The organism is Streptomyces sp. NC-S4 (assembly GCF_054353315.1).
Genome location: NZ_CM135937.1, coordinates 5,949,504 through 5,961,840, shown reverse-complemented (window position 1 = coordinate 5,961,840; position 12,337 = coordinate 5,949,504). Strand labels below are relative to the sequence as shown.

13 protein-coding genes and 1 riboswitch are annotated in these 12,337 nt (G+C 71.2%); of the genes, 8 read left to right on the top strand and 5 right to left on the bottom strand.

What is annotated here, in order from left to right; all coding sequences use genetic code 11:
• Positions 1 to 146 precede the first annotated feature (146 nt).
• On the bottom strand, positions 147 to 803 hold the full coding sequence (locus ACXNSR_RS27020; protein WP_458638006.1) for an AAA family ATPase: 657 nt from the start codon (positions 801 to 803) through the stop codon (positions 147 to 149).
• Positions 804 to 1,009: 206 nt separating this feature from the next.
• A riboswitch (glycine riboswitch) is annotated at positions 1,010 to 1,113 on the top strand.
• 178 nt (positions 1,114 to 1,291) lie between these two features.
• Between ACXNSR_RS27020 and gcvT the strand changes: the two genes are divergently transcribed.
• The 4 genes from gcvT (at position 1,292) to ACXNSR_RS27000 (ending at position 5,903) form a co-directional block, all read left to right on the top strand.
• Positions 1,292 to 2,407, top strand: coding sequence for a glycine cleavage system aminomethyltransferase GcvT (gene gcvT / locus ACXNSR_RS27015; protein ID WP_458638005.1), 1,116 nt, complete (start codon positions 1,292 to 1,294; stop codon positions 2,405 to 2,407).
• Between the two features lie 101 nt (positions 2,408 to 2,508).
• The gene (gene gcvH / locus ACXNSR_RS27010) at positions 2,509 to 2,892 is read left to right on the top strand and encodes a glycine cleavage system protein GcvH (RefSeq protein WP_458638004.1); all 384 of its coding nucleotides are present in this window, start codon (positions 2,509 to 2,511) and stop codon (positions 2,890 to 2,892) included.
• A 17-nt stretch (positions 2,893 to 2,909) separates the two neighbouring features.
• Entirely contained in the window at positions 2,910 to 4,166 is a 1,257-nt protein-coding gene (glyA, locus tag ACXNSR_RS27005) for a serine hydroxymethyltransferase (protein WP_030763890.1), read from the top strand.
• A gap of 354 nt (positions 4,167 to 4,520) precedes the next feature.
• Positions 4,521 to 5,903 (top strand): L-serine ammonia-lyase, encoded by a 1,383-nt coding sequence (locus tag ACXNSR_RS27000; RefSeq protein ID WP_356789480.1) that lies wholly within the window; start codon positions 4,521 to 4,523, stop codon positions 5,901 to 5,903.
• Between the two features lie 54 nt (positions 5,904 to 5,957).
• Here ACXNSR_RS27000 and ACXNSR_RS26995 read toward each other — a convergent pair whose 3' ends face one another.
• Positions 5,958 to 6,650 carry a TetR/AcrR family transcriptional regulator gene (locus ACXNSR_RS26995; protein WP_458638003.1) on the bottom strand — a complete coding sequence of 231 codons (693 nt, stop codon included), beginning with the start codon at positions 6,648 to 6,650 and terminating at the stop codon, positions 5,958 to 5,960.
• Between the two features lie 107 nt (positions 6,651 to 6,757).
• Between ACXNSR_RS26995 and ACXNSR_RS26990 the strand changes: the two genes are divergently transcribed.
• Positions 6,758 to 8,299, top strand: coding sequence for an MFS transporter (locus ACXNSR_RS26990; protein ID WP_458638002.1), 1,542 nt, complete (start codon positions 6,758 to 6,760; stop codon positions 8,297 to 8,299).
• Between the two features lie 106 nt (positions 8,300 to 8,405).
• Positions 8,406 to 8,909, top strand: a complete 504-nt coding sequence (locus ACXNSR_RS26985) for an AMIN-like domain-containing (lipo)protein (protein WP_458638001.1) — start codon at positions 8,406 to 8,408, stop codon at positions 8,907 to 8,909.
• A 49-nt stretch (positions 8,910 to 8,958) separates the two neighbouring features.
• Here the strand turns inward: ACXNSR_RS26985 and ACXNSR_RS26980 are convergent, their stop codons facing one another.
• Together ACXNSR_RS26980 and ACXNSR_RS26975 are read right to left on the bottom strand one after the other, a co-directional pair.
• Positions 8,959 to 9,603 carry a dihydrofolate reductase family protein gene (locus ACXNSR_RS26980; RefSeq protein WP_458638000.1) on the bottom strand — a complete coding sequence of 215 codons (645 nt, stop codon included), beginning with the start codon at positions 9,601 to 9,603 and terminating at the stop codon, positions 8,959 to 8,961.
• Complete coding sequence (locus ACXNSR_RS26975) at positions 9,600 to 10,313, bottom strand: flavodoxin family protein (protein WP_458637999.1); 714 nt, start codon at positions 10,311 to 10,313, stop codon at positions 9,600 to 9,602. The genes ACXNSR_RS26980 and ACXNSR_RS26975 overlap by 4 nt, the downstream gene beginning before the upstream one ends.
• Before the next feature lie 113 nt (positions 10,314 to 10,426).
• Here ACXNSR_RS26975 and ACXNSR_RS26970 point away from each other — a divergent pair, with 113 nt between their 5' ends.
• Complete coding sequence (locus ACXNSR_RS26970; protein WP_458637998.1) at positions 10,427 to 10,975, top strand: PadR family transcriptional regulator; 549 nt, start codon at positions 10,427 to 10,429, stop codon at positions 10,973 to 10,975.
• Between the two features lie 89 nt (positions 10,976 to 11,064).
• Here ACXNSR_RS26970 and ACXNSR_RS26965 read toward each other — a convergent pair whose 3' ends face one another.
• A complete protein-coding gene (locus tag ACXNSR_RS26965; protein WP_150259513.1) occupies positions 11,065 to 11,277 on the bottom strand; it encodes an EF-hand domain-containing protein in 213 nt (70 codons plus the stop codon).
• 232 nt (positions 11,278 to 11,509) lie between these two features.
• Here ACXNSR_RS26965 and ACXNSR_RS26960 point away from each other — a divergent pair, with 232 nt between their 5' ends.
• Positions 11,510 to 12,298 (top strand): tRNA-dependent cyclodipeptide synthase, encoded by a 789-nt coding sequence (locus ACXNSR_RS26960; protein ID WP_458637997.1) that lies wholly within the window; start codon positions 11,510 to 11,512, stop codon positions 12,296 to 12,298.
• Positions 12,299 to 12,337: the final 39 nt, after the last annotated feature.

Below are 12,337 nucleotides of genomic sequence, written 5' to 3'. Positions count from 1 at the left end.
CTGCCTCCGTGATCCCGCCGCGTGTCGCCCCGCAGGGTACCGGCCCCGCGCGCGGCCGCGCCGCCGGGGTCCGGCGGCGGATCCCGCCCCCCGGGCGTTCGGGGAGCGGGTCCGGGCGGAGCCCGGCAGCGGCGCCGCCCGGCGGCTCAGGCGCCGAAGGCTATGCGGGTCACCGTGGCGGCGGAGGCCCGGTCCAGCAGGGTCGCCGAGGCGCAGCCCGCGGGCGGGCGGCCCGCCTCGGCCTCGCGCAGCAGCCGGGTCACCGCGCCGCGGTGGCGGGCGAAGGCATAGGCGGAGACCCCGCGGCCGCGCGCGGCCTGACCGGAGAGGGCCTCCTCGGGGCTGCTGTCCAGCAGGAGCAGGTGCAGCGCCCGGCCCCGGCGGCGCGCGACGGCCGCGAGCAGGCCGCGCACCCAGGCCTGCGTACCGCAGTCGTGGACGACCACGGAGGCCCCGGAGCGCAGGATCCGCCACAGCCCCCAGTAGTGCGCGGCGCGCACCAGCGGCCGGTACACGGCGTACGGCAGCGCCGCGGGCATGCGGCGCTCCCAGCGCTCACGGGTGTCCTGGGAGTCCACGGCCCCGCCCTCGGCTGCCGCCCGCTTGATCAGCGTGCTCTTGCCGCCGCCGGGCAGACCGGACACCACGACGATGTCCCCGTCGGCGAAGCCGAGCCGGCGCGGGGCGCGCACGGCCGGTCCGCGCAGGTCGCGTACGAGGCCGGGGCAGCTCTCGGCCGCCCTCCCGCGCCCGCGCGCGCCGCGCTGTGCGGGCACCGCCTCCACGGTTCCGGTCGTCGTCACCACTCCGAATCTCCGCACAGTGTTCGCCTCCCCCGAATCGGGTCACCCGGACCCTTGCCCACTGAGTGTAAAGAGACGGTAATCCGGCGGACCCGGTTCCGGTCCGGCCTTTCGGAGGGCCGTACGAACTTTCGGACCCCGCCGCCCGATCTCGGGCATGGCGTGCAATGATGTGCGCCATCTGGACCAACTGCATACCGGCCGCTTGAATCCGCGCGGGAGAGTCCCGGCACGCCGCAAGGCCGTGCGCGGGCGCCGAAGGAGCAAGAACCTCCCTTGAATCTCTCAGGCCCCGTACCGCGTGGATGAGGCAGATCTGAAAAGCGAGCTGCAGCGCAGCAGCTCCACCCAAGGTGCAAGTCGATGAGAAGAACCGGCGATCGGGCGATCGGCGGAACTCTCGGCGAACCTCTCAGGTTCCGATGACAGATGGGGAGGAACGTCCTCGTCATGTCATGTCGATGCCCTGGGACCCGGGAGCCACACCCATGAGCACTGCCCCCCGCCTGACCGCCCTCGATGCGCTGCACCGCTCGCTCGGTGCGACCATGACCGATTTCGCGGGCTGGGACATGCCGCTGCGGTACGCCAGCGAGCGCGACGAGCACAACGCCGTACGCACCAGGGCCGGTCTCTTCGACCTGTCCCACATGGGCGAAATCACGCTGACCGGCCCGGAGGCCGTCAAGGCCCTGGACTACGCCCTGGTCGGCAACATCTCCACCGTCGGTGTCGGCCGCGCCCGCTACACGCACATCTGCCAGGAGGACGGCGGGATCGTCGACGACCTGATCGTCTACCGCCTCGGCGAGACCGAGTACATGGTCGTCGCCAACGCCTCCAACGCCCAGGTCGTCCTGGACGCCCTGACCGAGCGCGCCGCCGGCTTCGACACCGAGGTCCGCGACGACCGCGACGCGTACGCCCTGATCGCCGTGCAGGGCCCGGAGTCCCCCGGCATCCTGGCGTCCCTGACCGACGCCGACCTGGACGGCCTGAAGTACTACGCGGGCCTGCCGGGCACCGTCGCGGGCGTGCCCGCGCTGATCGCGCGCACCGGCTACACGGGCGAGGACGGCTTCGAGCTGTTCGTCGCCCCGGAGCACGCCGTGGAGCTGTGGCAGGCGCTGACCAAGGCGGGCGAGGGCGTCGGCCTGGTCCCGGCCGGCCTGTCCTGCCGCGACACCCTGCGCCTGGAAGCGGGCATGCCGCTGTACGGGCACGAGCTGACCACCGCCCTCACCCCGTTCGACGCGGGCCTGGGCCGGGTCGTGAAGTTCGAGAAGGAGGGCGACTTCGTCGGCCGCGCCGCGCTGGAGGCCGCCGCCGAGCGCGCCGCCACCGCTCCGCCGCGCAAGCTGGTCGGCCTGATCGCCGAGGGCCGCCGCGTGCCGCGCGCCGGTTTCCCGGTCGTGGCCGACGGCCGGGTCATCGGCGAGGTCACCTCCGGCGCCCCGTCCCCGACGCTGGGCAAGCCGATCGCGATGGCGTATGTGGACGCGGCGCACGCCGCGCCCGGCACGTCCGGCGTCGGCGTCGACATTCGCGGTACGCATGAGCCGTACGAGGTCGTGGCCCTGCCGTTCTACAAGCGGCAGAAGTAGCCCCACGCACCGCGTCCGCCGTCCGGGAACCCGTACGGCGCCGTCTCAGTACCCAAGACCGCAGTTCGTATCCACTCCCCCGCATCCAGGAGAATCAGGTCATGAGCAACCCCCAGCAGCTGCGTTACACCAAGGAGCACGAGTGGCTGTCGGACGCCGTGGACGGCGTCGCGACGGTCGGCATCACGGAGTTCGCGGCCAACGCGCTCGGTGACGTCGTCTACGCCCAGCTCCCCGCGGTCGGCGACACCGTCACCGAGGGCGAGACCTGTGGCGAGCTGGAGTCGACCAAGTCGGTCAGCGACCTGTACTCCCCCGTCACCGGTGAGGTCGTCGAGGCCAACCAGGACGTCGTGGACGACCCGGCCCTCGTCAACACCGCCCCCTTCGAGGGTGGCTGGCTGTTCAAGGTGCGTCTCTCGGAAGAGCCGAAGGACGTGCTGACGGCCGACGAGTACGCCGCGCTCACCCACTCCGACAACTGACACCCCAGGGGATCCTGATGTCTGTTCTCAACACCCCGCTGCACGAGCTCGACCCGGACGTCGCCGCCGCCGTCGACGCCGAGCTCGTGCGCCAGCAGTCCACCCTGGAAATGATCGCGTCGGAGAACTTCGCTCCGGTCGCCGTCATGGAGGCCCAGGGCTCGGTCCTGACCAACAAGTACGCCGAGGGCTACCCGGGCCGCCGCTACTACGGTGGCTGCGAGCACGTGGACGTCGTCGAGCAGATCGCGATCGACCGCATCAAGGCGCTGTTCGGCGCCGAGGCCGCGAACGTCCAGCCGCACTCCGGTGCGCAGGCCAACGCCGCCGCGATGTTCGCGCTGCTGAAGCCGGGCGACACGATCATGGGTCTGAACCTGGCCCACGGCGGTCACCTGACCCACGGCATGAAGATCAACTTCTCCGGCAAGCTCTACAACGTGGTCCCGTACCACGTCGACGAGACCGGCGAGGTCGACATGGCCGAGGTCGAGCGCCTCGCCAAGGAGTCCAAGCCGCAGCTGATCGTCGCCGGCTGGTCCGCCTACCCGCGCCAGCTGGACTTCGCCGCCTTCCGCCGCATCGCGGACGAGGTCGGCGCGTACCTGATGGTCGACATGGCGCACTTCGCCGGCCTGGTCGCCGCGGGTCTGCACCCGAACCCGGTGCCGCACGCCCACGTCGTCACCACCACCACGCACAAGACCCTCGGCGGTCCGCGCGGCGGTGTGATCCTGTCGACGCAGGAGCTGGCCAAGAAGATCAACTCCGCGGTCTTCCCGGGTCAGCAGGGCGGCCCGCTGGAGCACGTGATCGCGGCCAAGGCCGTCTCCTTCAAGGTCGCGGCCTCGCCCGAGTTCAAGGAGCGCCAGGAGCGCACCCTGGAGGGTGCGAAGATCCTCGCCGCCCGCCTGGTCCAGGACGACGTCAAGGCCGTGGGCGTGGACGTCCTCACCGGTGGCACCGACGTGCACCTGGTCCTGGTCGACCTGCGCAACTCGGAGCTGGACGGCCAGCAGGCCGAGGACCGCCTCCACGAGGTCGGCATCACGGTCAACCGCAACGCCATCCCGAACGACCCGCGGCCGCCGATGGTGACCTCGGGTCTGCGGATCGGTACGCCGGCCCTGGCCACCCGCGGTTTCGACGCCGAGGCCTTCACCGAGGTCGCCGAGATCATCGCGCAGGCGCTGAAGCCCGCGTACGACAGCGAGGCCCTCAAGGCCCGCGTCTCGGCGCTCGCCGCGAAGTTCCCGCTGTACCCGACGCTCTAACCGGCGTCCGGCCAACGGCCACGGAAGGGCCCGGCCTTGTTCCCGCACAGGCCGGGCCCTTCTCATGAACGGGCCCGACACCACCCGGCCCGGCCGCGGTGGGGGCCCGCCCCCGCCCCCGCGCTTTCCGCACTCACCCCTCCCGGCCCGCGCGCCGCACCGCGGGCCCGATGGATCACCCGGGGCCCCGGGCCGACACCCGGCCGCCCGGTCCGCGTAATCCTTCCCACCCCGTCCGAGAGCCGAGACGTTCACCTCCGCGCGTTAAGCTCGTCTGCCGGACAAAATCCGAATAATCCTCTTCTCCTCTCCCGCCCCCTCCCACCCCACGAGCAGACAAGGGAGTCCGCCACCGTGGCCATCTCCGTCTTCGATCTCTTCTCCATCGGTATCGGTCCCTCCTCCTCCCACACGGTCGGTCCGATGCGGGCCGCGCGCATGTTCGTGACGCGGCTGAAGAAGGACGGCGTGCTGGCCCAGACCACCTCCGTCCGGGCCGAGCTCTTCGGATCCCTCGGCGCGACCGGCCACGGGCACGGCACCCCCAAGGCGGTGCTGCTCGGCCTGGAGGGCCACTCCCCCCGCACCGTGAACGTCGAGACCGCCGACGACGAGGTCGAGCGCATCCGCAAGAGCGGCCGGCTGCGGCTGCTGGGCGCGGAGATAGGCGATGTCCACGAGATCGCCTTCGACGAGCCGAACCAGCTGATCCTGCACCGCCGCCGTTCCCTGCCGTACCACGCGAACGGCATGACGCTCTTCGCGTACGACGGCGCCGGCACCCCGCTGCTGGAGAAGACCTACTACTCGGTCGGCGGCGGCTTCGTCGTGGACGAGGACGCGGTCGGCGAGGACCGGATCAAGCTCGACGACACGGTGCTGAAGTATCCTTTCCGCTCCGGCGACGAGATGCTGCGCCTCGCGAACGAGACCGGCCTGTCGATCTCCTCCCTGATGCTGGAGAACGAGAAGGCCTGGCGCACGGAGGAGGAGATCCGCGAGGGCCTCCTGGAGATCTGGCGCGTCATGCAGTCCTGCGTCTCGCGCGGCATGTCCCGCGAGGGCATCCTCCCCGGCGGCCTGCGGGTCAAGCGCCGGGCCGCCGCCACGGCGCGCCAGCTGCGCACCGAGGGCGACCCGATGCTGCACCGCAGCGAGTGGGCGACGATCTACGCGATGGCGGTCAACGAGGAGAACGCGGCCGGCGGCCGGGTGGTGACCGCTCCGACCAACGGTGCCGCGGGCGTCCTGCCGGCCGTGCTGCACTACTACATGAACTTCGTGCCGGGCGCGGACGAGGACGGCGTGGTCCGCTTCCTCCTCGCCGCGGGTGCGATCGGCATGCTCTTCAAGGAGAACGCCTCGATCTCCGGCGCGGAGGTCGGCTGCCAGGGCGAGGTGGGCTCCGCCTGCTCGATGGCGGCCGGCGCCCTCGCCGAGGTCCTCGGCGGAACCCCGGAGCAGGTCGAGAACGCGGCCGAGATCGGCATGGAGCACAACCTCGGCCTGACCTGCGACCCGGTCGGCGGCCTGGTGCAGATCCCCTGCATCGAGCGCAACGGCATGGCGGCGGTCAAGGCCGTCACCGCGGCGCGGATGGCGATGCGCGGCGACGGCAGCCACAAGGTGTCCCTCGACAAGGTCATCAAGACCATGAAGGAGACCGGCGCCGACATGAAGGTCAAGTACAAGGAGACCGCCCGCGGCGGCCTCGCCGTCAACGTCATCGAGTGCTGACGCGCACCACGTGACGCGAGAGGGGCCCGGCGCGCGCCGGGCCCCTCTCGCGTGTCAGCGGGATTCCGGCTCCAGCAGGGTGGACAGACCGTCCAGGAGGCGTTCGAGGCCGAACGCGAAGCGGTCCTCCATGGACGGGTCGGTCAGGTCGTCGGCGAGCGCGACCAGGACGGGGAAGGAGTCCTGGGGCAGCCGGCGCAGCTGCTCCCCCACAGCCGTGACGGCCTCGCGGCGGCTGGCACCCATGGCCTCGGACGCGGAGACGGGCCCCTGCTCCTGGAGCACGAAGCCCTGGACGAACGCGCCGAGCAGGTAGCTGATCATGGCGGCGTCGGCGTCGGAGAAACCGGCCTCGCGCAGGCGGCCGAGCTGATCCTCCATCAGTCGCAGCAGATACGGGCCCGGGGCGAGCCGGCCGGCGACGACCTTGGCGGCGTCGCGCTTGCCGAGCAGGTGCCGGCGGTAGCGCACGCAGTACTCGCGCAGCTGCTCACGCCAGTCGCCCTCCCGGGGCGGCGCCTCGGCGTCGGCCATGAGCTCGTCGGTGAGCAGGTCGAGCAGCTCCTCCTTGTTGCGCACGTGCCAGTACAACGAGGCCGCCTTCACCCCCAGTTCGGCGGCGACCTTGCGCATCGACAGGCCGTTGATGCCCTCGCGCTCCAGCACCCGCAGGGCCGCCCGAACGAGCGTCCGGCGGGTCAGTCCCGGTTGCGACGCCCCGTCATCAGCACTGCCCGTTACGGCCATCGGCCACCTCCGTCCACGGGTCCCGCCGGGAATCCCGCTTGCCAACTAACACCGTTAGGGGCAGTCTAGCCGCACCGAACAACCGACTAACACTGTTAGGGAGTGTGATGACGAAGCCGCCTGCCCGGCACAAAGGGCTCGTGCTCGCCACACTGTGCGCGACGATGTTCATGGCGATGCTCGACAACGTCATCGTCAACAACGCCCTGCCCCGCATCGGGCAGGACCTGCATTCCGGCGTCAGCGGACTCCAGTGGGTGGTGGAGGGCTACAGCCTGGTCTACGCGGCCCTGCTGCTCACCGGCGGCACCCTGGGCGACCGGTACGGCCGCAGGCGGGTCTTCCTCACCGGCCTGGCGGTCTTCACGGCGGGCTCGGCGGCCGCGGCACTGTCCGGCTCGACCGGCACGCTGATCGCCTCCCGGATGCTCCAGGGCCTCGGCGCGGCACTGCTCACACCAGGCAGCCTGTCCATCCTGCGCCACGTCTTCACGGACGAGAAGGAGCGGGCGAGGGCCGTCGGCCTGTGGTCCGGCGTCTCCGCGCTCGGCCTGGCCGTCGGCCCCGTCCTGGGCGGGCCGATCGTGGACGCCTTCGGATGGGCGGCCGTCTTCTGGATCAACGTCCCCATCGGTGTGGCGGGGCTACTGCTCGCGGCCCGGGTGCTGCCCGAGTTCGCGGCCCGCACCAAGCGGCTCGACCTGCCGGGCCAGGCGCTCTCCGCACTGGGGTTCGGCGCGCTGGTGTACGCGCTGATCGAGGGGCCCGCCCGCGGCTGGACCGACACCCGGGTGCTCGCCCTCGCCGCCGTGGCGATGCTGGCCCTGCCCGCCTTCGTCGCCGTCGAGGCCCGTAGCGCCGACCCCATGCTCGACCTGCGCTTCTTCCGGGACCGGGTGCTCACCGGCGCCGCGGTGAGCGGCTTCATGACCAGCTTCGGCATGTTCGGAGCCGCGTTCTTCCTGCCCCTGCTCATGCAGGACGTGATGGGCTGGTCCCCGTCGGACGCGGGCCTGGCGGGCCTGCCGATGACCGCGATGATCGTCGTCGCCGCGCCGCTGTCGAGCGCGCTCACCTCGCGCCACGGCCCCCGCCTCCCGCTGGTCACCGGGCTGGCCCTGTGCGCCACGGCGCTCGGCGCCCTCTCGCTCTACGGCGCGGACGCCCGCTACCCGCAGTACGTCTGTGTGCTGCTCACCATGGGCCTCGGCATGGGGATGACGTTCACCCCCGTGTCCATCACGGTCATGCAGCGCGTGGACCCGGCACGGGCCGGCATGGCATCCGCGACCCTCAACACCCTGCGCGAGATCGGCGGTGTCATCGGCGTCGCCGTCCTGGGCGCCGTCCTCAGCAGCCGGCTCACCGCCACGCTGACCGAGTCGCTGCACCGCCTCGGCGTGCCCGCCGACCTCGGCCACCATCTGCCCGGAACGGCTCCGGACGGCGCCGCCGCCTTCCCCGAGCCCGTCCACGACGCCGTGAACGCCGCCTTCATCGACGCCCTGCACCTGGCGCTGCGCTGCGGCAGCGCCGCCATGGCAGCCGCAGCACTCCTCGTCGCACTGCTGCTCCGCCCGACGCGGAACGCCGCCCCCTCGCCCGTCACCGGCCGACCGGCCGCGCAACCGGAAGCGGCGCACAGGTAGCCGGAAGCTCGACGCAACGGGACGGCGGAACCGGAACCACGGGATCCCCTCGGGGCGTCCCAGACAGTGCCACTGGTCCCCGTCTCTCGAGAATCGAGGGGACGTCATGATCCACACCCGTCTCCGGCAGTTCGTGGCCCTGGCGACCGGCGCCCTGCTCGCCGCCTGCCTCTCCTTCGCCGCGCCCGCCTCGGCCTCCACCCGCGCCGCCACCACCCAGGCGCCGACCCCGCTCGTCGTCAACGCCCGCTGGGCCGGGCACCCCACGTACGACCGCATCGTCATCGACCTCCGGGGCCACGTCCCCGCGGTCACCGTCACTCCCGTTCCGCAGCTGGTGTACGACGGGTCCGGGAAGCCCGTACCGCTGCCCGGGAAGTACTTCCTGGAGATCCGCCTCCACCCGGCCGCCGCGCACGACGAAGCGGGGCACAGCGTCTACCAGGGCCCGAAACTGCAGAAGATCAACCTCGGCAAGCTCAAGGGCATCGCCCTGACCGGCGACTACGAGGGGTACGTAACCTTCGGCGCCGCCTTCGACACCCTGCCGTACTACCGCGCGTTCCCGCTGCACTCGCCGGAGCGGTTCGTCGTGGACATCGCGCACTGAACCGGTGCCGGACGCGGGGCCCGGGGCGCACGCACCCCGGGCCCCGCCGTCATCTGCGCCAGAACAGGTGGTGCGTCACACCGCTCGGACTGGGCACGACGTCGAGGTGGAACCGGTCGAGCAGCTCGTCGGGCGACTCCCAGAGCCGTACCCCGGCTCCGATCTCCACCGGAGCGACCGCCACGTGCAGGGTGTCGACGAGGTCGGCGTCGAGGAACTCCCGGATGGTGGTGGCCCCGCCGCCGAGCCGGACGTCCTTGCCCCGCGCGGCTTCCCGCGCCCGTTCCAGGACCGTGGCCGGGTCGGCGTCGACGAAGTGGAAGGTGGTGTCGGAGAGCGTGAACGAGGGACGCACGTGGTGGGTCAGCACGAACACCGGGGTGTGGAACGGGGGCTCCTCGCCCCACCAGCCGAGCCAGTCGTGGTCGGTCCAGGGCCCGCGCTGGGGACCGAACTTGTTGCGGCCCATGATCTCGGCACCGATGTTGTGCGCGAAGTCCCGGGTGAAGTAGTCGTCGAGACCCCGGCTCCCTCCAGCGTCGGTGCGGTGGGGCCAGCTCGCGGTGGCTCCGGCCCAGGCGAGCAGCGCGCCGGGATCGGCGTCGCCGAACGGCCGCTCGAGGCTCTGGTGCGCACCGGCACCGAATCCGTCGCGCGACACGGCGAAGTTCTGGACCCTCAGCAGCGAGCTCATCGGTGCTCGGGGTTGGGGAATTCGGAGCGGCAGCCCGCGTCCCACTGCGAGCGCTGGTTGCCGTGCGGGGGGATGCCGCCCGAGCGCTTGAGCAGCGCGGCCAGGTGCATCAGGTTCCAGGACATGAAGGCGGTGTTGCGGTTGGTGAAGTCGTTCTCGGGGCCGCCCGAGCCGGGGTCCAGGTAGGAGGGTCCGGGCCCGGCCTCGCCGATCCAGCCCGCGTCGGCCTGCGGCGGGATCGCGTAGCCGAGGTGCTGGAGGCTGTAGAGGATGTTCATGGCGCAGTGCTTGACGCCGTCCTCGTTGCCGGTGATCAGCGCGCCGCCGACCCGCCCGTAGTAGGCGTACTGGCCGCGCTCGTTCAGCAGCGAGGAGCAGGCGTAGAGCCGCTCGATGACCTGCTTCATCACGGAGCTGTTGTCGCCGAGCCAGATGGGGCCGCACAGGACGAGGATGTCGGCGTCCATGATCTGGCTGTAGAGGACCGGCCACTGGTCGCTCTCCCAGCCGTGCTCGGTCATGTCGGGCCAGACCCCGGTCGCGATGTCGTGGTCGACGGCACGGATGAGGGAGGTCCGGGTGCCGGCCGCTTCCATGACGCGGCGGCTCCTGTCGATCAGGCCCTCGGTGTTGCTGGTCTCGGGCGAGCGTTTGAGCGTGCAGTTCACGTAGAGGGCGGTCAGGTCCGAGTAGTCGTATGCGGCAGCCACACCCACCAGCCTCGCCACGGCACCCCGCCCCCGCCAGCGGGCCGCACCCGTCCGGGGACGGCCGTACGGACACGGGGTGGGGGCCTGCGCCGCCGCAAACCTAGGATGGCGCCATGTCGCTGCCGCACGCCATCCTCACCGCCCTGCTGGAGAAGCCCTCGTCCGGGCTGGAGCTGACCCGGCGGTTCGACAAGTCGATCGGGTACTTCTGGTCGGCGACGCACCAGCAGATCTACCGCGAGCTGGGGCGCCTGGAGGAGTCCGGGCTGATCCGGGAGCTGCCGAGCGAGGTGCCCGTGCGCGGGCAGAAGAAGGAGTACGAGGTGCTGCCGGCCGGCGGTGCGGAGCTGGCCCGGTGGGTCGGCGAGAGCCAGGACCCCAAGCCGATGCGCGACCCGCTGCTGCTGCGCATCCGCGCGGCGGGTGTCGTGGGGCCGCAGGGGCTCGGTCCCGAGCTGCGGCGCCATCTGGAGCTGCACCGGCGCCAGCTCGCACAGTACGAGGCCATCGAGGAGAGGGACTTCCCGCCCGGGCGGGACGCCGTGGAGGACCGGCTGCGGCGGCTCGTGCTGCACGGCGGGATCGCCCTGGAGACGTTCTGGCTGCACTGGCTAGAGGAGGCACTGGGCGAGGTCGAGGACATGTCCGGACCTCAGAACTGACGCGCGGGCCCGATCACCCCGGGCCCGGCGCGCAACGCACACCGACGCCCCGCTCCGGCTGTCCGGGGCGGGGCGGGGCGGCGGAGGGACTACTTGTTCAGGGAGGCCCAGAACTCGTCGAAGCTCAGCAGGCCGTCGCCGTTCGCGTCCTTGGCGGCGATCACGGCGTCCGCGACGGGGCCGGTGACGAACGGGTCGCCCATGGCCGCCATGGCCGCCTTGAACTCGTCGGCCGTGACGAAGCCGTCACCGTTCACGTCGAACTTGCCGAACGTCGTCCGTGCGCTCTCGATGTCCGCCACTGGGTCCACTCCTTCTTGATGCCTTGTTGACCGGCTCAGGGTAGCGGCCGTCCCGGTCCGCCCCCGCCCCGGGTCCCGTTCGGGCGGCAGAAATCATTTCAATTACCGGCCCGTAATGCGGAATGGATAATTCCGGAGAAATGGACGAGGATTCCACTTGTCACACTCCGGGGCCACGGCATAACGTACTGGCATTGCCGCCACACCAGGAGCGCAGGGCTCCCAGGGACAAGTGGCAACAAGGGCGATCAATCAGATGACGATCACAGCTGACGCATCATTCGAAGTTCTGCCCTTCACCCGGACCTGCCGACACATCTGGGAAGACGGCGACCATGTGCTCATCGGCGTGAGCCCCGGGAACAGCTATTTCAGCGCCGAACGCATCGCCGGCCTGGCCCGATGGGCCACCACCCGATTCGCGCAGGTCGACTTCGTCTACGCGGACCTGCACGTGGACCGGATGTTCGCCGCCTTCGGCCACACCCGGGAGCATGCGGAGAAGCGTGCGGCGAAGGAGATCAAGGCGGTCCGGCGGCGGATCCTCAAGGGCGTGACGGAATCAGGCCCGCCAGGGGTGGAAATCCGCGTCCGGGCACTTTCCGAATTCCAGTCGAACCCGGTCTACCAACTACTGCACCGTCGCGTCCTACATTTCCTGGAGACCGACGAGGAATTCCGTAGGGGCTGCGAGGAAATGGCCCTGCAATTCGTCGGCTCCAAGTTGCCGGAAGGTGAATCGATCACGGCCGGGCAGTTGCGGGTCTGTTTCGACTACATGGCGGCCGAGCTGCCGTTCTTCGTGGACACCCCGAGCATTCTCGACGTGCCGTCCTCGGTGGCGGCCTACCACGTCAGGATGCCGCTGACCGATGTCCTCTTCGCGCGCGGCGGGGGCCTGCGCGCGACCCGCAACCAGGCGTACGCCGTCGTACGGCCCGGGGCCGGTGCACCCGGGAGCGCCGCGGACCGCGACCGCGCACCGACCGAAAGGACCGCCGATGGGCGCCGAGCAGCTTGAGGGCCCGGGGGCGACGCGCTCGTGGCGGAGGGCGGCCCG

Bases quoted from the DNA above. Each gene is read 5' to 3' on its own strand.
- gcvT (WP_458638005.1), top strand. From the start codon at position 1,292: ATGAGCACTGCCCCCCGCCTGACCGCCCTCGATGCGCTGCACCGCTCG.
- gcvH (WP_458638004.1), top strand. From the start codon at position 2,509: ATGAGCAACCCCCAGCAGCTGCGTTACACCAAGGAGCACGAGTGGCTG.
- glyA (WP_030763890.1), top strand. From the start codon at position 2,910: ATGTCTGTTCTCAACACCCCGCTGCACGAGCTCGACCCGGACGTCGCC.
- ACXNSR_RS26995 (WP_458638003.1), bottom strand. From the start codon at position 6,650: ATGGCCGTAACGGGCAGTGCTGATGACGGGGCGTCGCAACCGGGACTG.
- ACXNSR_RS26990 (WP_458638002.1), top strand. From the start codon at position 6,758: ATGACGAAGCCGCCTGCCCGGCACAAAGGGCTCGTGCTCGCCACACTG.
- ACXNSR_RS26985 (WP_458638001.1), top strand. From the start codon at position 8,406: ATGATCCACACCCGTCTCCGGCAGTTCGTGGCCCTGGCGACCGGCGCC.
- ACXNSR_RS26980 (WP_458638000.1), bottom strand. From the start codon at position 9,603: ATGAGCTCGCTGCTGAGGGTCCAGAACTTCGCCGTGTCGCGCGACGGA.
- ACXNSR_RS26970 (WP_458637998.1), top strand. From the start codon at position 10,427: ATGTCGCTGCCGCACGCCATCCTCACCGCCCTGCTGGAGAAGCCCTCG.